This is a genomic window from Leucobacter chromiireducens (assembly GCF_051993095.1).
GTDB classification, from domain to species: Bacteria; Actinomycetota; Actinomycetes; order Actinomycetales; family Microbacteriaceae; genus Leucobacter; species Leucobacter chromiireducens.
The window spans coordinates 226,809-249,699 of record NZ_CP197024.1; the positions used below are offsets into that span (position 1 = coordinate 226,809).

The 22,891-nt window shown below is 67.9% G+C and carries 17 protein-coding genes, 1 tRNA gene and 1 riboswitch; of the genes, 11 read left to right on the forward strand and 7 right to left on the reverse strand.

Translation table 11 applies throughout. The features are described 5' to 3' along the window. Window positions 1-37: 37 nt before the first annotated feature. From trpS to ACR81A_RS01080, 3 genes are all read right to left on the reverse strand, one after another. The gene (trpS, locus tag ACR81A_RS01070) at window positions 38-1,045 is read right to left on the reverse strand and encodes a tryptophan--tRNA ligase (RefSeq protein WP_440312303.1); all 1,008 of its coding nucleotides are present in this window, start codon (window positions 1,043-1,045) and stop codon (window positions 38-40) included. A gap of 74 nt (window positions 1,046-1,119) precedes the next feature. Further along, window positions 1,120-1,986 (reverse strand): exodeoxyribonuclease III, encoded by an 867-nt coding sequence (locus ACR81A_RS01075; protein ID WP_440312304.1) that lies wholly within the window; start codon window positions 1,984-1,986, stop codon window positions 1,120-1,122. Between the two features lie 50 nt (window positions 1,987-2,036). Beyond that, window positions 2,037-2,915 carry an exodeoxyribonuclease III gene (locus ACR81A_RS01080; protein ID WP_440312305.1) on the reverse strand — a complete coding sequence of 293 codons (879 nt, stop codon included), beginning with the start codon at window positions 2,913-2,915 and terminating at the stop codon, window positions 2,037-2,039. 119 nt (window positions 2,916-3,034) lie between these two features. Between ACR81A_RS01080 and ACR81A_RS01085 the strand changes: the two genes are divergently transcribed. From ACR81A_RS01085 to ACR81A_RS01100, 4 genes are all read left to right on the forward strand, one after another. Beyond that, window positions 3,035-5,713 (forward strand): LuxR C-terminal-related transcriptional regulator, encoded by a 2,679-nt coding sequence (locus tag ACR81A_RS01085; protein ID WP_440312306.1) that lies wholly within the window; start codon window positions 3,035-3,037, stop codon window positions 5,711-5,713. 101 nt (window positions 5,714-5,814) lie between these two features. Further along, entirely contained in the window at window positions 5,815-7,113 is a 1,299-nt protein-coding gene (locus tag ACR81A_RS01090; protein ID WP_440312307.1) for an LCP family glycopolymer transferase, read from the forward strand. 96 nt (window positions 7,114-7,209) lie between these two features. After that, a tRNA-Ser gene (locus ACR81A_RS01095) sits at window positions 7,210-7,301 on the forward strand. A 118-nt stretch (window positions 7,302-7,419) separates the two neighbouring features. Further along, window positions 7,420-8,064, forward strand: coding sequence for a TetR/AcrR family transcriptional regulator (locus ACR81A_RS01100; RefSeq protein WP_440312308.1), 645 nt, complete (start codon window positions 7,420-7,422; stop codon window positions 8,062-8,064). Window positions 8,065-8,312: 248 nt separating this feature from the next. Here the strand turns inward: ACR81A_RS01100 and ACR81A_RS01105 are convergent, their stop codons facing one another. Continuing rightward, a complete protein-coding gene (locus ACR81A_RS01105; RefSeq protein WP_440312309.1) occupies window positions 8,313-8,921 on the reverse strand; it encodes a TetR/AcrR family transcriptional regulator in 609 nt (202 codons plus the stop codon). 109 nt (window positions 8,922-9,030) lie between these two features. On the opposite strand from ACR81A_RS01105, the gene ACR81A_RS01110 reads away from it, so the two are divergent. Together ACR81A_RS01110 and ACR81A_RS01115 are read left to right on the forward strand one after the other, a co-directional pair. Beyond that, entirely contained in the window at window positions 9,031-10,515 is a 1,485-nt protein-coding gene (locus tag ACR81A_RS01110) for a phytoene desaturase family protein (protein WP_440312310.1), read from the forward strand. 45 nt (window positions 10,516-10,560) lie between these two features. Beyond that, window positions 10,561-10,728: riboswitch (M-box (ykoK) riboswitch) on the forward strand. 189 nt (window positions 10,729-10,917) lie between these two features. Then, window positions 10,918-11,622 carry an MgtC/SapB family protein gene (locus ACR81A_RS01115; protein ID WP_440312311.1) on the forward strand — a complete coding sequence of 235 codons (705 nt, stop codon included), beginning with the start codon at window positions 10,918-10,920 and terminating at the stop codon, window positions 11,620-11,622. 22 nt (window positions 11,623-11,644) lie between these two features. Here ACR81A_RS01115 and ACR81A_RS01120 read toward each other — a convergent pair whose 3' ends face one another. Then, window positions 11,645-13,711, reverse strand: a complete 2,067-nt coding sequence (locus ACR81A_RS01120; RefSeq protein WP_440312312.1) for an MMPL family transporter — start codon at window positions 13,709-13,711, stop codon at window positions 11,645-11,647. An 87-nt stretch (window positions 13,712-13,798) separates the two neighbouring features. Next, window positions 13,799-15,262: a helix-turn-helix domain-containing protein gene (locus tag ACR81A_RS01125; RefSeq protein WP_440312313.1), complete on the reverse strand. Its 1,464-nt coding sequence runs from the start codon at window positions 15,260-15,262 to the stop codon at window positions 13,799-13,801. A gap of 106 nt (window positions 15,263-15,368) precedes the next feature. Here ACR81A_RS01125 and fepB point away from each other — a divergent pair, with 106 nt between their 5' ends. From fepB to ACR81A_RS01150, 5 genes are read left to right on the forward strand one after another with little or no spacing between them, the layout of a single operon-like run. Further along, a complete protein-coding gene (fepB, locus tag ACR81A_RS01130) occupies window positions 15,369-16,364 on the forward strand; it encodes a Fe2+-enterobactin ABC transporter substrate-binding protein (RefSeq protein WP_440312314.1) in 996 nt (331 codons plus the stop codon). Window positions 16,365-16,368: 4 nt separating this feature from the next. Next, window positions 16,369-17,373, forward strand: coding sequence for a FecCD family ABC transporter permease (locus ACR81A_RS01135; RefSeq protein ID WP_440312315.1), 1,005 nt, complete (start codon window positions 16,369-16,371; stop codon window positions 17,371-17,373). Next, the gene (locus ACR81A_RS01140) at window positions 17,370-18,431 is read left to right on the forward strand and encodes a FecCD family ABC transporter permease (protein WP_337248975.1); all 1,062 of its coding nucleotides are present in this window, start codon (window positions 17,370-17,372) and stop codon (window positions 18,429-18,431) included. Before ACR81A_RS01135 ends, ACR81A_RS01140 begins: the two co-directional genes overlap by 4 nt. Before the next feature lie 11 nt (window positions 18,432-18,442). Then, complete coding sequence (locus ACR81A_RS01145; protein WP_202382480.1) at window positions 18,443-19,381, forward strand: ABC transporter ATP-binding protein; 939 nt, start codon at window positions 18,443-18,445, stop codon at window positions 19,379-19,381. Further along, window positions 19,378-20,211, forward strand: coding sequence for a siderophore-interacting protein (locus ACR81A_RS01150; protein ID WP_440312316.1), 834 nt, complete (start codon window positions 19,378-19,380; stop codon window positions 20,209-20,211). Before ACR81A_RS01145 ends, ACR81A_RS01150 begins: the two co-directional genes overlap by 4 nt. Here the strand turns inward: ACR81A_RS01150 and ACR81A_RS01155 are convergent. Then, window positions 20,208-22,640 carry a helix-turn-helix transcriptional regulator gene (locus tag ACR81A_RS01155; RefSeq protein WP_202382478.1) on the reverse strand — a complete coding sequence of 811 codons (2,433 nt, stop codon included), beginning with the start codon at window positions 22,638-22,640 and terminating at the stop codon, window positions 20,208-20,210. The two genes, ACR81A_RS01150 and ACR81A_RS01155, sit on opposite strands and share 4 nt — an antisense overlap. Window positions 22,641-22,891 lie beyond the last annotated feature (251 nt).

Below are 22,891 nucleotides of genomic sequence, written 5' to 3' on the forward strand. Positions count from 1 at the left end.
CCGGGCGAGAATGGCCCGGACACCACACTGTTGCCGGCTAGCGGAGCAGGCCGATGCGCTCGTACACCGAGGCGAGGGTGCGGTTCGCAACCTCGTTCGCGCGCTCGGCAGCGCCAGCGAGCAAGCGATCGAGCTCGGCCGGATCGGCCAGCAGCTCCTCGGTGCGCTCACGCACGGGGCCGAGACCCGCCTCGACCACGTCGACGAGCCCCTTCTTCAGATCGCCATAGCCGCGGCCCGCGTACTCCGCCTCGAGCGCGGAGATCGACTCGCCGCTCAGCACCGAGTAGATGGTCAGCAGGTTCGAGACGCCCGGCTTCGCCTCGCGGTCAAAGCGAATCTCGCCATCCGCGTCAGTGATCGCGCGCATGATCTTCTTCTTCGTGACGTTCGCGGGGTCGAGCACCTTGATGAGGCCGGCCTCGGTCTCCGCGGACTTCGACATCTTCGCGGTGGGCTCCTGCAGATCGTAGATCTTCGCAGTTTCCTTCTGGATCTGCGCCTCGGGCACCACGAACGTCTCGCCGAAGCGGTGGTTGAATCGGTTTGCGAGATCACGCGTCAGTTCGACGTGCTGGCGCTGATCCTCCCCAACGGGCACCGATGCCGCCTGATACAGCAGGATGTCCGCGGCCATCAGGATCGGATAAGTGAAGAGGCCCACGGATGCCGTGTCGGCGCCAAACCGCTGTGACTTGTCCTTGAACTGCGTCATGCGGCTCGCCTCACCGAAGCCGGTGAGCGTGTTCAGCACCCACGCGAGCTCGGCGTGCGCGGGCACGTGCGACTGCACGAAGAGCGTCGACTTCGCGGGATCGATGCCCGCGGCGATGTACTGGGCGGCGGTACGGCGGGTGCGTGCGGCAAGCTCGGCGGGATCCTGTGGCACGGTAATAGCGTGGAGGTTCACGACGCAGAAGAAGGCATCGAAATCCTCCTGCATCTGCGTCCACTGGCTGAGCGCGCCGATGTAGTTGCCGAGGTGCAGCGAGTCGCTGGAAGGCTGCATGCCGGAGAAAAGGACGGGCTTGGGCGTGGCGTTCATGAGTTCCTGGTTCCCTGAAAGTCGAGGGGCAAAATTGTGGGGAGCGGGGCCGTGTGCAGACGCCGCGCGGTGCGCTACGCGCCGATGCGGTAGTCGACCACGACGGGGGCGTGATCGGACCAGCGCTCGGCGTACGAGGCGGCGCGGTCAATCGTGTAGTCGGCCACGCGCTCGGCGAGCTGCGGGGTGGTGACGTGGTAGTCGATGCGCCAGCCTGTGTCGTTGTCGAAGGCCTGGCCGCGGTTCGACCACCAGGTGTACGGGCCATCGACTTCGCCGGCCCAGCGACGCCCCACATCTGCCCAGCCGTGGCCGGGGCCCTCGGAGCCGTCGACACCCGTGATGGTCGCGCCGCGCTCGCCGAAGAAGCGGTCGAAGTATGCGCGCTCGCGGGGCAGGAAGCCGGCGCGCTTCACGTTGCCCTTCCAGTTCTTGATGTCGAACTCGCGGTGCCCAACGTTGAAGTCGCCGACGATCGTGACGAGCTCACGCTCGGCGGCCAGTTCGTCCATGCGCACGCCCATGGCGTCGAGGAAGGCCCACTTGGCCTCCTGCCGCGGCGTATCGACCTCGCCGGAGTGTGTGTAGTTCGAGATGACGGTGAGCGGGGTGCCCCCAAAGTCAAAGTCGGCCTCGAGCCAGCGGCCGGACGACTGGATCGCCTCCTGCTGATCCGCAGCACCGAGACCCACTCGGTGCGCGGTCGCGGGCACACGGCTGGCGATTGCAACGCCGGCGCGACCCTTGATGTCGCACGGGTCATGCAACCAGTGCCACCCCTGGCTGCCGAGGTACTCCTCGAGATGCTCATCCTGCGCACGCACCTCCTGGAGGGCGAGCACGTCGACATCGCGATTCGCGAGCCACTCGCCCATGCCCTTGCGGTAGGCGGCACGGATGCCATTGACGTTAACGGACGCGACGCGCAGGGTTTCGACCATGCGTCTAGTCTACGCAGGCCCACCGACACGGTGGGCGCTCCGCACGCGCGCTAGAAGACCATCGGGCGGTCGTACTCGTCCTCAAAGGTCCCGCCGAGCAGTGACGGATCGATCTCGCACACCACCGGGACATGGTCGCTCGGTGCATCGCCCTTCCGCTCCTCGCGGTCGATCGAGGCGCCCGTCACCGCGTCGGCAAACGCCCGCGAGCCCATGATGAAGTCGATGCGCATGCCCTCGTTCTTCGGGAAGCGGCCGGCCTTGTAGTCCCAGAAGGTGTATCCCTCGGGTGCGATGGGGCGCACCACATCCTCCACGTGAGGGGCGAACGCAGCAAACGCGGCCCGCTCCTCGGGGGAGACGTGCGTGGACTTTCCGAGCGTGAAGCTCGGATCGCCCATGTCGCTGTCGAGCGGCGCGATGTTCCAGTCACCCATGAGCGCGAGCGGCAGATCGGGATCCTCGTTGAGCCACTGCGCCGTGTCCTTTCGGAGCGCGTCGAGCCAGGCGAGCTTGTAGTCGAGATGGGGATCGCCCAGCGCGCGCCCGTTCGGCACGTAGAGGCTCCAGAGGCGCAGATCGCCGACGGTAACTCCGAGGGCGCGCGCCTCGAGCGGCAGTCCGTTCGGCCCCGTGCCCTGCACTGCTTCCTGCCCCTTGATGGGGGCACCGAAGCCGGGCATGTCAGTGAACTCGCGGGCCACGTCGGTCATCTCGTGGCGGCTCGCGAAGGCGACGCCGTTCCACTGGTTGAGCCCGTGGATCTCAAGGTGATAGCCCGCCTGCTCGAACGCCCCGACCGGAAATTGGTCGGGGCGGCACTTGATTTCCTGCATGGCGAGCACGTCAATGTCCTCGCGCACGAGCCAGTCGACCACACGGCCGAATCGAGTGCGGATCGAGTTGACGTTCCAGGTGGCGATGCGCATGCTGCCAGCCTATCTGCTGGGATTTTGCCTCAAGCGTGACTCAGAGATTTGGGAATGGCTGGTCTTCGCCGGAGAATGGCTTGTACAGCGTCCAATTATGGACGTGTGGGGGAGTGATCATGGGAGATGCACGAAGACCGAAACGCAGCACCGAGCACGAGGCTGAGGGGACAGCGCGAGTTGCGGGGCTGCAGGATCGCCAGCGAGCGGGTATCGCTGCTGCTGTGCCCGAACGGCTTGCGCGCGTGGTCTCTGCACTCGAGCCCGAGGGGGCCGTTGCGCTCCTGATCGGCGAGACCGGCACGGGCAGGCAGTCGCTCGCCGAGGGAGCAGCCCGCGTCATCGCGGAGCGTGCGGCCGGCACGATGCGCACGATCGAACTCCCGGACCCACCGCACGCTGCGAGCGGGCACACCTCGGTTTTTGCGCAGCACTTTGGTGTTGCGCTTGAGGGGCGCACCGAGGCCGCGGAGATCGCTGAACGTGTGCTCTCTGGCGTGTTCGCGCACCCTGGCACGGAGCGAGCGGTGCTGGTCGCGTCGAATGCGGACCGGTATTCACCGCTCGACACTCGCCTCCTCGAACTTCTGCTCCACGACCCGCGCGTTCGTGGTGTGGTCACGGCCAGACAGCTGAGCAGCGCGTTGGAAAGATTGGGATCGGGGTCTCCGCGCCAGCAGATCTCCATCGCCCCGCTCGACCGTGAGGAAGCCGAGCGCTATCTGTGCGCGCTGCTCGGGGTTGAGCGCATCGAAGCGGAGACGCTGCGCGGCTGGCTCGAGGTCGCCGCGGGGAGCAGCTACGCGCTCGCGGTGCTCGCCCTCTCCGCCGACAGTGCCGGAGTATTGAAGCGGAGTCGAGGCGCCGCCTGGACAACCGTCGACGTTGATCGAGTGCCGGGTGACTACGCGAAAGCGATCCTGAGCTCGTGTTCAGTTGAGGAGATCGCGGTGCTCGAGCTCCTCGCGCTCGCAGAGCCCGTCACCGAGACTGGCCTGCTGCGCAGCATCGACGCGACGCTCCTCGCTGCGCTCTTCGACCGCGGCCTTGTCGTGTCGCGGCCGCACCCAGAGGGGCTGTCCCTCGTCACCGGACACCCACTCGTCGCCGCGATGCTGCGCACGGGAATGTCGCCGGTGCGGCGGATCCAGCTCAACGATCAGATCTTTCGAGTGCTCTCTGACGGGCTTGGCGGGGTTGACCCCATCTATACCCCAACGCGGCTGATGCGACTCGTCGTGTTCGGGGTGGAGAGCGGGCAGCACCTGCCGTTCGCCTGGCTGTGGGCGGCGTTCGAGCAGACGGTCCGCGGCGGTGATCCGTGGTTGGTGCTGAACGTCGCGCGCGCGGTGGCGCTGCACCCCGATGCCGACCCGATGCAGGCCGGCGCCGGCGCACTGCGTGCGTGCCGTACGGCGCGACTGATTGGCGACGAGGGGAGCCTCCGGCCCCTGCTCGGCATCGTTGGGCGGTTGGTGGCAGACCGGGCGCGCACGGAGGGAATGACCCCGATGCTTCGCGTGCGCCTCGCCACGACACTCATTGAGCAGGATCTGCGCGACGAGGGCGATGTCGATGAGGCACTCGTGAAGCTTGACGCACTCGAGGGCGGGGTCGGGGAGCACGAGCCTGCGGCGCGCGAGGCGGTGCGGTGCAGCCGAGTGCTCGCGCTTGCGTACACCGGCAGACTGCGTGACGCTGCGCTCGCAGGCCCGAACGACGACGTGTCGGCGGACCTGAAGAAGGAGTGGATCCGTTCCCCGGCGCGCGCCATGGGTGGCCTGATCCTCGATCAGCGCGGTGCAATCGGGCGTGCGGCACTCAACGCCGAGCACACGCGACGGCTCAGCCGCCTCGGTCCACGGGCGCGGCCAGACGTAGTCGACATGCAGGGGTTTTGCTGGCTGCTGGGGCACTGGGTCGGTGGCAGCGCCGAGCTCGCGCGGCGCGTGCTCGACGAGCTTGCCGCGGAAGCGTCCGCGGATACGCACGCTGAGGCGCACTACTCCGGGCTCATTGAGGCGGGCGCCGTGCTGATCGCCGTGCAAGAGGGGCGCTGGGCTGACGCCGCGCAGAGCGCGGAGCGGCTGCTCGATCGCCTCGAGCGGCAGGACAGTTACGGCATCGCGACGCTCGTGCAGGCCGCGTTCGGCTTCGCGCTCGCAGTACTGGGTGAGCGTGACGAGGCCGCGCGAGCGCTGCGCGCAAGCGCGCAAGGCACGCGTGGCATCGGCGAGGCAGCTGGCGGACACCGCCGGATCCTTGAACTTCGCGCGCGGCAGTGGCTGCGAGATTGCGACGTCGTCGCGGCGGCCGAACGCACGGTCGACTGGGCACGTGAGCAGAGTCTTGAGCTCATCGAGATGCAGGCGCTGCACGTCGTCGCCTACGAGTCGCGAGCGGTCGCTCCTGAGGCGCTCGAGCGCGCTCGAGATCTTGCGCTGGCAATCGACCCGCCGCTCGGTGAGGCGTACCTCGCGCACATCGAACGCATTGCCGCCGGCACGCGGGAGACCGCCACGGAGACCGATGAGCCGGAAGTGCGTCTCCTCGCTGAGCTGGGCGTGTGGCTCCCGCTGCCGCCCGCCGCTGGGCTCACATCGCGCGAACGCGAGGTGGCGCTGCTCGCCTCGCTCGGACACAGTAGCCGTTTCATCGCGGAGCGTCTGCATATCTCCGCCCGCACGGTCGAGACCCATCTGTCGAACGTGTTTGGCAAGCTCGGTGTCGAGAATCGGGACGAGCTGCGCGTCTGGGCGGCGCGCGACCGCGCGAGTGCCGTGCGCACGGACGCGTGAGCCTGATCCCGCGCCTCTAAGCGCTCACCCAGAGGGGTCCGGTAAATTGGGCCCCTACCGCTGTGCGCTCGACCCGGGCGCCCCGAGGGACTGGAATCTTTATGGCCAAGAACACCGCGAGCGATGCCGCGCAGCCCGCATTCGTGCGTCACGGCAAACTGCGTCGGTCGAACGCGTGGGGAAACGCGCTGCGTGTGCTGCTCACCACCCTGGTGGTGGTAGGACTCTCCGGCGTCGCAACGGTCGCGTATGCGGTGTGGGGGCTCACGCAGAGCCTCAACACGGTTGACCTTGGCAATGAGGCCAGTGGAGTGGGGGCCGGCGCGCAGAGCGTCGACGGCGAGCTCACCATTCTGCTCGTTGGCTCGGACACCCGCGAGGGGCAGGAGTACAACGACGGCGAGGAGGGCGAGCTCAACGACGTCAATCTGCTGCTCCATGTCTCCGCAGACCATCAGAACGCCACAGTGATGAGCCTGCCGCGTGACCTCATGGTTCCGTTCCCCAGTTGCCCCGGCCCGAACGGCGAGCCCGACTACTATCCGCCGATGAGCGAGCAGCAGCTCAATAGCGCGATGATGTACGGCGGTCTGCCCTGTGTCGCGCGCACGATCTCGAACCTCACCGGGATGGACATCCCTTACGCGGCCCTCGTTACCTTCGATGGCGTGGTGGGAGTCTCGAACGCGCTGGGTGGAGTGGACGTGTGCCTCACGCAGCCCATCGTGGACGAGAAGGCAGACCTCGATCTTCCCGCGGGCATGAACTCGCTCGTGGGATGGGATGCGCTGCAATTCCTCCGCACCCGCCACGGCGTTGGTGATGGCGGCGATACGAGCCGCATCAGCAACCAGCAGGTTTTCATGTCCTCGCTCGTGCGCAAGCTGAAGAGCGCGGAGACGCTCTCTGACCCAGTCAAGGTGTACGCGCTTGCGAAGGCGGGTGTGGAGAACATGACGCTGTCGAGCAACATGGCCAGCGTGGAGTTCATGCAGGCGGTTGCCGGCACGGTGAAGGACATCGATCTTGATCGCATCAACTTCGTGCAGTACCCCACGGTGAACCACCCGTACCAAGAGGGGCGCCTCATGGCGGACGCCGCGAATGCCGAGCTGCTGATTGACATCATCAAGAGCGGCAAGCCCTTCGCCGTGACCGGCGTGGGTGAGGGGGTCGAGGCGAGTGGATCCCAGGCTGCGGTCGACCCGAACGCCCCGGCTGACGGTACTGGTGCGGAGGCGCCCGTGACGGAGGATCCTGCTGCGGAAGACCCGGCACCCGAGACCCCCGGGGACACCCCTGCTGCGCCGGAGGACACTGGGCCGACCAAGCTCCCCGACAGCATTACGGGCATCCAAGCGAGCAACGAGGCCTGCTCAGCGGGCCGCACGGTCTATTAGACGGAATCTGCACTCCGCGGCGATCGCGCCGCGCCGCGGAGTCGATTTCCACTGAGTGGCCTCGGTCGGGTAGGATTGCTGACGTTGTTCGCGTATGGAGACGTGCCGGAGCGGCCGAACGGACTTCACTGCTAATGAAGGGTCGGGGTTAAACTCGACCGGGGGTTCAAATCCCCCCGTCTCCGCCAGTTCGAACATCACAAAACCCCTGCTGGGCTAAGCCCGGCAGGGGTTTTTGTTCTTTCTGTGCTGTTCGTGTGACTCGGCGGACTGGTGTGTTCAGAGGGAAAGAATATACTCGGGGAGATGGCCGAGCCTCAGAGGGAGTCGTACCGCGAACGCACACGCAGCTCGGCGCGAGCGTCACGTGATGCGCGAGCTGTTCGCACCCGCGCTCGTCTGATCGAGGCTGCGGAAGAGCTTGCACTCGAGAGCCCTGAATCTCTCACCGCCGCGCGTGTTGCTGCGCGTGCCGGTGTGAGTCGGAGCGCGTTCTATGTGCACTTTGACAGCGTGACTGAGATCGCGACGACCTTGCTCCTCGACCGGATGGCCTACATCGACGATGGGATCCGGCAAGATGCGCCAGGCGCGGTGTGGGAGTCTGTGCTGCGGGCGCGTGTTCTGGAGTGGATTGAGCTCTACCACGCGCACCGTGCGCTCTTCCTCGCGGTGCGTCGATTGCCTGGCGCGGAGCAAGTCGCAGAAGGCGGCATGCACGCGTTGGCGAGCATTCTGCAGGGGCTTGTCGCTGCGCGACCAGGACTGCCGGACGGGGCCAGGCCTGAGTACATTGCGCGCTGGGTGGCGGGAGCGATTTTTGGCGTGCTCAATGCGTGGATTGAGGGTGAGATCGAAGCAAGCGCTGAGGAAATCCTTGAGCAGGGGATGGCGCTGCTTCCTGGCTGGTTTCAGCGAGACGAGGGACCAGGCACCACACCCAGTGAATAACATCCGTTATGTAAACGAAGTTTCCCAATGTTGCCAGGGGGGCCGTGTTCTTCTGGGGCACAGTCGTGCAATAAAGCCTGTGAATCTGGTTATTTCAAAACGATCGTTTGCGAAAGCCTGAAGGGTCGGGATAGTGTGGCACACGCGATCGGGATGGGACGGGCTTTTGGGCTCCTCGCAGTGCCCTCTCGGACGCACCGCACGGAGGGTCGCCCCACCCCACCCCCTTGTCTGGGGCGACCTTCCGGCTACGGTTCGACAGACCGCTGGGCGTTCTCGGTTGAGATGAGCTTCATATAGCCCTCGACGAAGAGATCGAACTCTGCAACGGTCTGTTCGCGATTGCCTCGGAGTACCTGAGCGAACTGCATGCCGGTGACCGAGTCGGACATGATGCGCGCAAGGAGCGTAGCCCGTTCCGGGGCTACGCCCTGCGCTTGCACCCACAGGCAGAACTCGTGCACCCATGCGTCGTAAGTCTTGCTCACATGGGGGCCCACGTCTGGGTCGAGGCCCTCGAGTGCCGCACCCTCGAACTGCAGCCGGAGCGAGCCCATGTGCTCGTCAGAGAGGGTTGCGCGGAACGCCGTGCGCAGCCCGGACGCCATCTCCTCGCGTGAAAACCCCTGGAATGACATGCCGCCAATCACCTCGAGGCGTGAACGCATTGCCTCACCCAGCACCGCATCAATGATGTCGCGCCGTGAGCCGAAGTGGTAGCTCAGGGTGTATGTACTCACATCGAGTTCTTTCGCGATGCTGCGAAACGTGAGGTGTGACAGTGGCATGCGTGCGGTCAGCGCAATGAGCTGCTCAAGGAGCTCGGCGCGACGGCGGGGGTTCTGCGGGCGACCCACGGTGGTGCCTTTCTTGCGGAGCGATGTGGCGTCGAATGACTGGTTGCTGTGTAACTCTAGTCAGTGCGTGCCGTGATTGCTGTGAGCATGACACGGTTAGACTCGCACCATGAGTGAGGGTCGCGGGGCTGCCGTCGTGGGATCCGGGCCGAACGGGCTGGCCGCAGCCGTGACGCTCGCCCGGGCTGGCGTGCCCGTCACCGTGTTCGAGGCCGCGGAGACGATCGGAGGAGGGACGCGCACGGAGCATGTGGTGCAGCCGGGTGTGCTCCATGACGTGTGCTCTGCGATCCACCCGATGGCCCTCGCCACTGGCTTTTTCAGGGCCTTCGAGCTTGAGCGTCGCGTGGACTTCTGCGTGCCAGAGGCATCGTACGCAAACCCGCTCGATGGGGCGGCAGGCACGCGCGCGGCGATTGCGTATCGTGATCTCGATCGTACAGCGGCGGAGCTCGGCCGCGACGGCAGCGCGTACGCACGGTTGTACCGCCCGCTCGTGCGGCGGCTCGACGGGGTGGTTGACTTCGCGCTGGGGGGCAGCATGCTACGTTTTCCGCGCGACCCATTTGCTGCGCTCGCGACCGCGCTCCGCACGGCGGAGCAGGGGAGCCCGGCGTGGAATCTTCGCTTCCGTGAGGCGGCTGCGCCCGCGCTCGTTGCCGGTGCCGCGGCTCACAGCATCGGCCGCATGCCGAACCTTGCGACCGCAGCGGTCGGGTCCGTGCTGGGTGCGCTCGGACACGCTCGGGGCTGGCCGGTGCCTATCGGGGGCTCGCGGTCGATCACTGACGCCCTCGCGGCCGACCTGCTCGCCCACGGCGGCCGCATCGAGACCGGGCACCGGATCAGCCGCATGGGCGAGCTCGATGGCTTCCGAGTCAAGCTCTTCGATACCTCTGCGCGCGGTCTGCTGCACATCGCGGGGTCGATGCTTCCCGCGGGGTACCGCCGGGCGCTTGGCCGCTTCTGCTTTGGCGATGGTGCGAGCAAGGTGGACTTCGTGCTCGACGGCCCCGTGCCCTGGAGCGACCCTCGGGTGGCCGCGGCGCCGACTGTGCATCTGGGAGGCACACGCGCCGAGACCGCGGCAGCCGAGCGCGAGGTGGCCCGTGGGCGGCACCCGGAGCGGCCGTACGTGCTGCTTGCGCAGCCGAGCGAGTTTGACCCGGCGCGCAACCCGGCCGGGGTCAACGCGGTGTGGAGCTACACGCACGTGCCCCACGGCTCAGACCGTGACGTGGCTGCCGCAGTGATGGCTCAGATTGAGCGATTCGCCCCGGGGTTCCGCGACCGCGTGATCGCGCATCGCGTCACGACCGCGGCCGAGCTGTCGGCCTACAACACCAACTACGTTGGCGGGGACTTCAGCGCTGGCGCGATTACGATGCGGCAGTTGCTCGCCCGCCCCGTCGCCAGCCGCGAGCCCTGGCGCACCCCCGTCGCAGGGCTCTACCTCTGTTCGGCGGCGACGCCCCCCGGCCCGGGCGTGCACGGGCTCTCCGGTTGGTACGCGGCACGCGCAGCGCTGTGGCACGAGTTCGGGCTCCCCGAGCCTGAGCTGGGGCTCACGAAGCCTGACAGCGCCGCCAGCTGAGCGCCGCCAGCCCATTGGGAGGCGAAGGCGCTAAGATACGGCCTTGTAGCGCTTCGTTCGGCGAGGCTCCTGCGCGAACACAGTCCGCTCATCCCACGACGTCGAGAGACGCCCAGGCTGAGGACAGGTCTCCCCGGATTAAGGGGTGATCCCAAGCGGATTCCGGCATCGGATACGTCGCACAGTGCCAAAGCTCTGACGTGGAGGTGTGTCGCGAAACCGTTGGGTTTCGGCCTGCTCGGCCTGTCGAGCGCTGCTCCGTGGAGGAGGTGAGGCGTGAACGACGACCATCCGCGATCTTTGCGATCGCACCGTGACACGCATCGCTCCCCGAAGAGGGGCTGAGCGAGCGACCAGCCGAACACATCGGCTCCATTTCTGCCCCCTTGAAAAGAGGTTCCCATGGAGACACTCGACCTTGCCCTGCGTATTTTTTCCGGCCTCGCCCTCGGCGCCGCCATTGGATTCGAACGCCAGCTCCGCTCGCGCACCGCAGGCGTGCGCACCAACGCTCTGGTGAGCCTCGGCTCCGCACTGTTTGTGATCATGGGCGCCTTTAGTTTTGACGGAGCCGACCCCACCCGGGTTGCCGCGCAGATCGTGTCGGGGATCGGTTTTCTCGGCGCCGGCGTGATTATGAAGCAGGGTGTATCCGTCACCGGGCTCAACACCGCGGCGACGCTCTGGGCGTCGGCCGCGGTGGGCGCGCTCGCCGGTGGCGGGCTCATTCTCGTTGCGGTGGGCGGGGCCGCAGCGGTGATGGTGTCGAATGTTGTGCTTCGCCCGGTGGGGCGGCTGCTCGACCGCCGAAGCCGCGAAGGTGGCCGTGAAGCGGTGACCACCGAGTACGTGTTTGTGGTGCGCTCCGCCTCGGACGCCGAGGTACCCATCCGCTCGAAGGTGGTGACCGCCCTGCAGCGACCGGAGTTCACCATGCACTCACTCGAAGCGAGCGACCTCAGCACGGGGGAGGTGGAGCTCACCGCGCGGTTGACAGCGCTCGACCGGAGTGACGCGGCGTTCGAGGCGGCGATCGCCGACATCGTGCCCGTGCCCGAGGTGACCTCGGTGCGCTGGCGCGCGCACGAGCTGGAGGGCGAGGACTAACCCGTCCCCGCCCTCGGCGGGATCACGCCCGCGCGCGCAGCTTTCCGGGCCACCAGATTCGCTCGCCCACAATCCCGAAGAGTGCCGGCACCACCACGGTGCGCACGACAAGCGTGTCAACGAGCACGCCGATTCCCACGATGAGACCGAGCTGACCGAGCGTCACGAGCGGCAGCACACCGAGTGCTGCGAACACCCCGGCGAGCACGATGCCCGCACTCGTGATGACCCCGCCGGTGTGCGCGATCGCGTGGACCATTCCCTCGCGCGTACCGTGCTGCTCAGCCTCGGTGCGGGCACGGTGCACGAGGAAGATCGTATAGTCGATGCCGAGCGCCACGAGGAAGAGGAACGCGAGGAGTGGCACCTGGAGATCGAGCGCCTCCTGCCCGAAGAGGATACGGCTGAGCCATGATCCCGCACCGATTGCCGCGACCGCGCTCGCGAGGTTGACGAGCAGCAGGAGCACCGGTGCGACGAGCGAGCGAAGCAGCACGAGCAGCACGAGGAAGCTCACCGCGAGCACGAGCGGGGCGATGAGCAGCAGATCGTGCTGGTTGCCGACCCGCGCGTCGACGTCGGTCGCCACTGCGCCACCCACTACCGCGTCGGCGCCGGGCACGGCGTGCACGGCAGTACGAAGCGCGTCGATCTGGGCGAGGCTTTCGGGGGAGCTTGGTGTGTACTCGCTCGTCACCATGATCTTCGTGAGCTCGCCGTCGTCGGTCGCTCCGGCGGGGTGTGCCCGCACGACGCCGGGGAGATCCTGCGCTGCGGTGACGACCTCGCGCGCGGCGGCGCTCTTCGCGACAACCCAGATGGGCTGCGCCTCGCCGGGCGGGAAGTGCGCGGACAGCGACTCGAGACCCGCGGCCGATTCTGACTCAACGCGGAACTTCGCCGCCTGGTCGAGCCCCACGCTCGTGCCGAACAGCCCGGCAGCCATGATCGCGAGGAGCGCGAGCCCGGCGATGAGGCTCCCTGCAGGTCGACGCATCACGCGCGCCGCGATGGCCCGCCACGCGCGCCCCTGAGCGGCCTGCGCCCCCGGCTTCGGGATGAACGGCCAGAACAGCTTTCGGCCGCAGATCGCCAGCACCGGAGGCAGCGCGAACAGGACCGCCCCGAGCGCAATGAGCAAGCCGATCGCGGAAGAGATGCCGAGGCCGTGCGTGCCCGGGATCACGGCGAGCACGAGTGTGAGGAGCGCGACCACCACCGTCAGGTTCGAGGCGAGGATCGCTGGGGCGGTCTTCCGCCAGGCCGTGCTGAGCGCGCGGCGGTGATCGTCCGTGAGGAGCAGCTCCTCGCGGTAGCGGGAAATGAGCAGCAGCGCGTAGTTGGTGCCCGCGCCGAACACGAGCACACTGATGATGCCCGCGTCGAACTGCAGATCCCAGGCAGCACCGGCCGCAGCGGTCATGCGCCCGGCGAGACCGTCGGCGAGCGCCACCACGATGAGCGGCACGAGCCACAGCACGGGGGAGCGGTACGTGATGATGAGCAGGATCGCGACGATGAGGATCGTGACGAGCAGCAGTGTGAAGTCCGCGCCGGCAAAGGCGCCCGCGATGTCCGCGCCAAACGCGGGTCCGCCCGTGACCTGCAGTGTGAGGTCCTTCGGCCCGTCGGCGGCCACCGCGTCGCGGAGGGCAGCGATCGTCGCCGCGTTCGCCGTATTGTCTTCGCCCGCTGTGATGGGGGTGACAAGCAATGCTGCACCACCGTCATCGCTGACGAGCGGGCCGTTCACGGGGCCATCTACGGCGCCGTCGGCCGCGCCCGTGAGCGAGGGGGCGAACGCCTCAAGCTCGGTCAGCTGGGCTTGGGTGAGCGCCTCACCGTCAGCTCGGGTCGCGACGATGAGCACCGACTGGGTGTCGGCCCCAGGGAACTGCTGCAGCAGTTCGGCAGCGCGGGTGCTCTCTGAGTCGACGGGTGCTGCCGCGTTGCGTGCGGGGGCCTTCGCCGAACCAAAGAGGCCGAACAGGCCCACCATCACGATGAGCACCACGCCGAGTGAAATCCACGCCCCGCCACGCGAGACAAGCCGGTCAGAGAAGCGCCTGCGCGCGAGAGAATCTTCCATGTTTCCACCCCACCGTGTTCACCGTCTGGCGGCATCGGCTGGGGGAGTGAACTCGGCGTCATCCATTCGGATGACGCCGACGGGCGTTTACGCTGCGCCGCGTGCGCCAGGCGAGTCGGTGTGGCCCCACGAGGCCTGCGCGGGGCGGAGATCGGTCACGTCCACCGTGGCCGGCCCGGCGCCGTGCACCGCGCGGAAGGCGCGGGAGAACGCGGGAAGGTGCGAGTAGCCCGTTGCGCGTGAGACCTCGGAGGCGGAGTCGCCGTGGCCGAGGCGGTTGCGCGCACGCGTCATGCGTGCGGCGCGCAGCCAGACCGCAAAAGGCTCTCCCGTGCGTTCGCGCACGACGCGACGCAGCTCGGCCTCCGGGCGGCCAATCTCTCGCGCGGCCGCAGCGAGCGTGATGTCGGGCTCGCGGGAGACCAGGCTCGCGAGGTGCGCGAGCGCCGAGTCGGCGGCAGAACTAGCCTGACGCTTCGACGACGCGAGCACCGCGTCGAAGCCGCGCTCGCTCGGCACGCCGGAGGTGCCAACGCGCGTGTAGGCCGCGAGCATCGATTCGACGGTGTCGAGCGCCGCGGGCTCGGTGAGGCACCCAAGTTGCGCGGGGGTGAGCGGGGCGCCCACGGCTCCGGTGCGTCCGCTGCGGTACCCAATCGGGAGGAGCAGCGAGCCGGGTGGGATCTGCACGTGGTTCGGGGTGCCCGCCGGGATGATGATGGCCTCGCCCGGCGTGAGGTGCAGCACCCGAGCGCCGACGGTGACGCGGGCCTCGCCTTCCGCGGCCCACACTGCGATGTGCGCGCCATTGACCCGTGACCAGGTGCGGTGCGTGCGCCGCTCCCACGAGGCGGGGACGTGCAGGGTGGCGGCCGCCTTGGTGGGGGTGGTGGCGGCCCGCCGCCACTGCCCCGGGGTCGCCCCGGCGACCTCAGCGAAGCTCCGGATGAAACCGGCGACGGTGCGATAGCCCACGCGGTGGGCGACCCACTCGAGGTCATGGCCGCGGGAGAGGAGTTCGGACGCGCTCGCGACTCGGCGCTGCCGCAGCCAGGCCCCCAGCGTGAGCCCCGTCTCTGCGGTGAATCGACGCTGCACGGTGCGGACGCTCCACCCGGCCACCGTCGCGCTGACGGCTTCTGCGATGCCGCGATCCGGATCATCGGTGAGCAGTTCGGCGAGATCGCGCAGCTCATCCGAGTGGGGCATGGGGGGTGCCGTGAGGTGTGGGGCGGCGGAGCCCTGGACGCTGACCGCTGCGCGCTCGGCGCCCGCGAGGTGGCCGAGTGCGCAACCGAACTCGTGCAGCAGGCCGGGCACCTGGGCCTGCGCGATGGGCGTCGTCGCGGGCTCCGCTGGGCCGCCGGGGAGTGCGGGGACCGGCAGCACGATCGCGCCGGGAGCGGGAACCACGCGGGGCCGCACCCCGGCAGGAAGCCAGAGGGCAGTGCCCGCAGAAAGCTGGTGTTCTGTGCCGTCGACTGTCACCCGGGCCGTCCCGCGGAGCACGGCGTACAGCAGTGGCTCGGGGAGCGGCGGGGCTGGTAACACGGTGTCACTCTCAATCAACAGATGGAAGTAAGGCTTGACTAAGTTCGAGGATAGCGCGCGGGAGTTCGCCCGCGCTGTGAACTCGACTCAGCCCGGAGGTGGCCGCGTGGCCAGACGTCCCCTTGCCCTTATGATCGCCGCAGCGACGGTCGCCCTGCTTGCAGGATGCAGCACCGGTGCCGCGCCAGACTCCGCATCGGGTGGGGAGGCCGCTTCGAGCGGCGACTGGCCCCGCAGCGTGACGCACGAGCTCGGTGAGACTGAGCTGACGGAGGCGCCGCTGCGCATCGTGTCAACCTCGCCGTCAATCACCGGCAGCTTGCTCGCGATCGACGCGCCGCTCGTCGGCTCTGGCGCCGCGACGGTGACCCCGCTGACCGACGACCAGGGCTTCTTCACCCAGTGGGCGGATGTCGCCAAGGAGCGCGGCGTTGAGGTGGCGTACACGAACCTGACGCTCGACATCGATGGTGTCGACGCGCTCGAGCCGGACCTCATCATCGGCTCGGCGAACGGCGGCGACGCGACCGGCGACGCGTACGAGCAGCTCTCCGAGATCGCGCCCACCGTCATGCTCGACTACAGCAGCATGACCTGGCAGGAGCTCACCACCGAGCTCGGTGAGATCACCGGCCTTGAGACCGAGGCCGCCGACCGCATCGCGGAGTACGACGCGTGGGTGAGCGAGCAGGCGAAGCTCATCGAACTGCCGAAGCAGCCCACCACTGCGCTCGTCTACATGGGCGCCGACGGCTCGTGGGCCTTTACCGAGGACAGCCCGCAGGCGCAGCTGATCTCCGCCCTCGGCTTCGAGTACGCACCGGTGATCGAGGAGTTCACGAGCGAGGGACAGAGCGGCCGCGGCGTCGACGTCCTCACGAGCGAGAACTCCGCGGCGGGCCTCGCGAACGCCGAGACGATCCTCACGGTCGCGATGGGCGGCGGCGACCCGGTGGCCGACTTCACGAGCGACCCGCTGCTCGCAAACCAGCCCGCGGTTGCAGCGAAGCGCGTGTTCTCTCTCGGCACGCAGTCGTTCCGCCTCGACTACTACAGCGCAAAGCTGACGGTCGAGCTGCTCGTCGACACCTTCTCGGGCTAACCCGGTGAGCCAGCCCACCCGCACCGCGATGCTCATCGCCGGGAGCACGCTCGTGGTGGCGGTCACCGCGGTGCTGGGGCTCGGGCTCGGCTCGCTCCGGATCGATCCCGCCACCGTCGTGCAGGCGCTCACGGCTTACGACCCGAGCAACGATGCGCACCTCGTGGTGGTGCAGTCGCGCCTACCGCGCATCGTGCTCGGCATCGTTGTAGGCGCGGCGCTCGGCGTCGCCGGTGCGCTCATGCAGTCCGTGACCCGCAATCCGCTCGCAGACCCCGGCATCCTCGGCATCAATGCCGGTGCCGCGCTCCTCGTTGCGGTCGCGATCTCGTTGTTCGGGATCACCCAGGTGAGCGGCTATATCTGGTTCGCCTTCCTGGGCGCCGCCCTCACCGCTGTGCTCGTCGCCATGCTCGGCACCGCTCGCCGCAGCGCAGCCACTCCGGTGCGGATCGCGCTCGCGGGCACCGCCGTGAGCATCGTGATTGGAGCGCTCACACAAATGGTCATCCTGAGCAACGAGACCGCGTTCAACAGCTACCGTTACTGGGCGCTAGGTTCACTGCAGGGGCGCGGCTTCGATGTGCTGCTTGCGGTGCTGCCGTTCCTCGCTGCCGGCCTGCTCGTCGCGCTCGCGCTGATCGGCCCGCTCAACGCCATTGCGCTCGGTGACGAGGTTGCCGCAGCGATTGGCACCCCCGTCGCCGGCGCGCGGCTGGGAGCGGCGCTCGCCGTCGTGCTCCTCGCCGGTGCCGCGACGGCCGCGGCGGGGCCGATCGGTTTCATCGGGCTCGGCGCTGCGCACATCGCGCGCTTCTGCGCGGGCAACGAGCACCGGCGTCTCATTCCCGCGTCGCTCGTGGTTGGGGCGGCGCTCCTCGTCGTGGCCGACACCCTCGGCCGCGCGCTCGCGGCCCCGGCGGAAGTGCAAACCGGCGTCGCCGCAGCGCTCTTCGGCGGGCCGCTCTTTGTCGCGCTCGTCCGCTCGCGTCGGGTGGCTGCGCTGTGAGCGGCGTGCTTGCCCGCGAGACGCGAGGCGCGATCCCAATCTCAGGCACGGTGCTGCGGATCGGCCCGGCTACCGTGCGCATTCGACCGCGCGTCATCATCACCGGCGCCGCAATCATCGTGGTGATCGCGGGACTCATCCTTCTTTCTCTCGTCGTGGGGTCTGCCCAGCATGGCCTCGCCGATCTGCCGGCCGTGCTCGCGGGCGACGCGCGCCCCTCGGTGACCCGCTCAGTGCTGGGCCGACGACTGCCGCGCGCCCTCACCGCGGCGCTCGTGGGGGCACTCCTCGGTATGAGCGGCGCGGTATTCCAGTCGCTGTCGCGCAACGCACTGGGGTCCCCCGACATCATCGGCTTTACCTCTGGCGCGGCCACCGCCGCCGTGTTCCAGATCGTGGTGCTCGGTGGCGGCATGCTCGCCACCGCGTGCGCTGCGGTGATCGGTGGCCTCGTGACCGCGCTGCTCGTCTACGCGCTCGCGCGCCGTGACGGCGTATCGGGCGGCCTCCGGTTGGTGCTCGTGGGCATCGGTGTGGGTGCCGTGGTGAGCGCGCTTTCCTCGCTCCTGATTGCGCGCGCCGACATCGACGATGCGCTGCTCGCGCAGCTCTGGAGCGCGGGATCGCTCACGGGTCGCGGCTGGACGCACGTTGTCGCACTCGCCATCGTCGCGGCTATCGCGGTGCCGGTCCTCTTCGGGCTGGGCCGGGGGCTCGCCATCCTCGAGATGGGGGATGACAGCGCGCACGGTGTCGGTGTGCCTGCCGAGCGCGTGCGCTTCATCGCGATGATCGTCGCCGTGGTCATCGCCGCGGCCGCGACCGCCGCGGCCGGCCCCATCGCGTTCATCGCCTTCGCCGCAGGGCAGATCGCCCGCAGGCTCGTGCCCGTTCCGGGAGTACTCACCGGACTTGCCGGTCTCGTCGGGGCGGCCCTGCTTGTCGGCGCCGACCTGCTCGCCCAGCACGTCGAAGTGGGCATGCGCACCCCCGTTGGCCTCGTTACGAGCCTCCTCGGCGGGGTCTACCTCCTTTGGCTGCTCGCTCGCCGCATTTGATTGGACTCCTCATGACCTCATCACTTTCGCCCGCCCCGGTCGTCGCCGAAACGCCCGCGCTCGCGGATCCCAATCAGGCGATCACGCCCGCTGAGCTCGCTGCTCGCGCGCTCCACGTGCGCTACGGCGCACGCGAGATCGTGTCGGGCCTCGATCTCACTGTCCCCAGCGGCGGCTTCACCGTGATTATCGGACCGAACGGCTGCGGCAAATCGACCCTGCTCCGCACGCTCGCGCGCATGATTCGACCCGCGGCGGGGGCCGTCACTCTCGATGGGCAGAATCTCGCTGGCATACGGACCAAGACGATTGCGCGCAGTATTGGCACACTCGCGCAGTCGCCCGCCACCCCAGCGGCGATCACCGTGGCTGACCTCGTTGCCCGGGGCCGCAACCCGCACCAGAGTCTGCTGCGGCAGTGGGGTGCGGGCGACGAGGCGGCGGTGGGCGCGGCGCTCGCCGAGGTGGGCATGGCCGAACACGCTGATCGCCTCGTCGAGGAGCTCAGCGGCGGGCAACGGCAGCGCGCCTGGATCGCGATGGCGCTCGCTCAGGAGACGCCGATCCTGTTGCTCGACGAGCCGACCACGTACCTCGATATCGCCCACCAGATCGATGTGCTCGACCTATGTTCGCGCTTGCACGAGGCGGGGCGCACGCTGGTTGCGGTGTTGCACGACCTCAACCTCGCCGCCCGCTACGCCACCCACATTGTCGCGATGCGCGATGGCGCGATCGTTGCAGAGGGCACGCCGGATCGGGTGATTACCGCTGAGCTCTTGCGCAGCGTCTTCGATCTCGATGCGCGGGTGATCCCCGACCCCGAAACGGGCAGCCCACTGATTGTTCCCCGGGATCGGCGCGCTGCGCGCCGGAGCCAATCGGGTGCACCCCAGCCCAACACTCACCCCACTCACGCCGCGCCAGCGGCACCAAAGGAGTCAGCATGACCGAGTCGACCAGCCCCCTCCACCGTTCCGCCGCGATCCAGTCCGCGGATCACAACCGCGGCCTGCAGCTCGACACCGCCACTGTGCGGGGCATCGAGACCGTCACGCCGCAGCTTGCGCGCGTGGTGCTCGAGGTTCCCGGGCTGAACGAGGAGCCGCTTTGGCTGCGCCCGAACGTCGCGATCAGGTTCTACTTGGATGAGCGCTTCGGGGCGACGTCGCGCGTGTACACGGTGCGTGCCGCAGACCCCGCGACGAGCACCGTCGAGGTGGACGTGGTGCGCCACGGCGCAGCGAGCCCGATGATGCAGTGGCTCGACAGCCTCAGCATCGGCGACACGGTCGAGTTTGGTGGCCCGCGCCCCCACTTCTCCATCCCGGAGCGTGCGGACCGCGACGTTGTGCTCTTTGCCGATGCGACCTCGATCCCCGCGCTCTACGCGATCCTGCAGCAGGCGGATCCGGCGACCTCGGGTCGCGGTTGGATCGCCACCGATGACGAGGTGGCCTTCGCTGAGCTGCCGCAGCTGCCCGGACTCACGCTCACCCGCATCGCGCCCGGTGCGGGCTTTGCAACGCAGCTTGGAGAGGTATCGGATCCTGCGCGCGTGGTCGTGTGGGGAGCCGGCGAGCGCGACGAGATGCGGCAGATCCGCTCGTTCTTCCGCACGGATGCCGGCCTTGCGAAAGACGACGTCGCAGTGTTCGGGTACTGGAAGCGCGGCACCACGAACTCCGAGATTGATGCGAAGCGGCTGGCGGCGTACGAGGAAGCCCTTGCTGCAGGCGGCACCGTCACGGAGCTCGACGATCTCGCCCTCGCGATCTAGATCCTGGTTGGGGCTTCCTCGAGTCCCATTCGGGCCGCGAGTTCTTGTCGTGAGGCAGCTCCAAGCTTTGCTTTCGCTTGGGCGAGGTGCGACTCCACGGTCCGGGTGCTGCAGCCCAGGCGTGCGGCCACCGCAGCATTGGTGAGGCCTCGAGCGGCTAGCCGGGCAACCTCGTGCTCGCGGCGGGTGAGACGTGCGAATCGCACCGTTGGGAGGCTGCCGGAGCGGTACCAGGGCAGCGTCCGAGCAAGGTGCGCATCAAGTGCCTCGAGTCGCGCGTCGCACTCGCGAACACCGCTGACGGTGCGGCGGCTGAGGTAGATTGCGCGCGCAGTAGACGCCGCGAATGCCGCGGGAGCCCAGAGGTGAAGCCGTTCGAGTCTCCGTGAGGCGCGCACGAGCTCGACAGGGTTTTGTGCAGCGGCAGCCGCAAGATGGGCCCGGGCGAAGCGCAGCACCGGAAGCGCTTCCGCGCCAACGGCGACCTGGGGCTCGGAATGGCGAAGCGCAGTGTGATCCCCGGTGAGGTAGCGAGTGAAGTGCTCGGGCGTCACCGGGTTTTGCGCTGCCCTCAGCGAGGGGTGCGCGCTGCTTCCTGTCGCGACGATGGCGGAGCCAAGCGCGTGCACATAGTGGCGGAGGCGACTTGCCGTGAAGCGGGGAATGGCCTGTTCAAGCAGCCGCCACTCCAACGCTGCGCGTTCGCCCTGGCCGCATGCGAGCGCCTCTCCTGCCGCGGTGAGGTGGCGGAGCCAATGCAGGTGTGCTTCGGGGGTGGCGCTCGCAACACATGCCGTGCGAAGCTCATTCGCTCGTAGGGCGAGCTCTCCAGCCAGCAAAGCGGTGAGCCCTCGGGCAAGGAGCAGCGTCCCCGAAACTACGTCATCGGGTCCCCGCGACTGTTTCGGAAGCGCGGGAATAGGAGTTCCCTGCGCAAGCCAGGTACCCCGCGGGAGCCGGCCGGCCCAGACCGCATCAAGCTCGATCAGAGCAAGTGAGAGCTCGGCGATTTCTGGTGAGGCGGTGTCCGCCAGATGGCGCAGGCGGCTGAGCGACTCATCGATGGGCTCGGTGCTGTGCCACAGCGCCGTGACATACTCAGCCGGTGTCTCCCGTGGTGCCGTTCCTCTGGTTTGAGTAGTGAAGTGGGCGCGGAGATACGCGGTGAGTCCATCTCCTGACATCCGCTCATGTGCGACAGCGTGTTGTTCCTCTGCCGCATCGAGCACGCTGAGCGCTGCTTGAGCTCCGACGAGCGCACCGACAACCTGAGCATGCTGGGCAGGGGAGAGTGGTGCATCGATCGAGCTGGCTCGAAGGAGCATGCCTCGCGCTTGTGACTCCTGACCGACTGCCACGCTGTGGGCGATGGCGCGGTGGAGAATCTGCACCTGAGTTGACCGGCTCTCCCCAGCGGACGAGTGATCCGATGAGACCACCATGCTCCGCGCGCAACGCAGCGTATCCGCGCTCGAGAGAGGGAGCCCGAGCGAATCTTGGGCGATCAATGATCGTGCGAGGACTCGACGCGCCTCCGCAACCGCTTCGGGAGAGGCTGCCGACTGCATCGCCGCTGCAACGAACGGGGGTACCGAGAACTTCTCGCTGCCCGGTTCCCGTGTGAGCGCACCACTGTCATTGAGCTCGCGAACCACACGAGCCCCGAGGAGGTCCTCGAGGAGCGCGTCGTCGGTCGGGCCAATCTCGGCGGATATCACCGCGGCAGTCGCGAGTTCCTCGCTCACTGGGCCGAGCGAACGAGTGATTGCACGAAGTGCCGGGAGGTTGAGTTCCCGGGGAAGGCGCTCTGTGATGGCGGGGCGGGGGAGATGGATCAGCGCATCTTGTTGGGCTAGAACAAGGAGATCGCGGGCCCACGCTGGCCGCCCGGCGGCGAGCGTTGTGATTGTGCGTACCGTAGCCGAGCTCAACATTATGGGGCTCAGCTCGTGCAAGAGCCAGGCGACATCTTCGTCGGGGAGCGAGCGAAGTGTGAGTTGCTGCACCGCCGCGAACACTTCGGCCGCCGACTCGCGAGATTGGATGACCTCCTCCATCGCGCGGAGGTAAGGGATGTGTTGGTTGCCGGTTTCCAGAGTGCCGATCGCTCGGTGCCCGGCTGCGTCATGGTCGAGGAGGGCGTGGAGCAGGCTCGCATCGGCCTGCTCCAGGTTGTCGAGAGCAAGAACAGTGTGTGCGGGTACGCCCTGCCTGGGCCACTGGAGCAGCGCCAGTCGTGATTGTTGGTCGGCGCAGTCGAATCTGACGACAGAGCGACCGCGTTCGTGCAAGCGGAGCGCTGCCTGCTCGAGCATGTGGCTTTTGCCCGAGCCATTGGGGCCCGCGAGGAGCACATTGGCGTTGCTTTCGAGCAACCCAATGGCCTCTGTGAGCACTGACGTGCGCGTGCTGAGCGTCTCTGTCCCCATACGCTGTTCAACCCTTCAACAGCCCGCGCGCGGGCCGCCCCACTGAGCCGACTGTACTGCTCGGAATCCTACTGTCAACAAGCTTCTGGTGGGAAGTGGGATTCTTTTTGCTTGCAAGATTTATTGCCTCTGAGCAGGTATTTCGTTCCTATATCTCAGTAGTTGACGCAAACATCTCAGGTCATGTGCTTTGACCTCTCGTGGGGTCGGAGATCGATAGGCGGGGGCCACCTTCGAGTCATAGGCTCCGA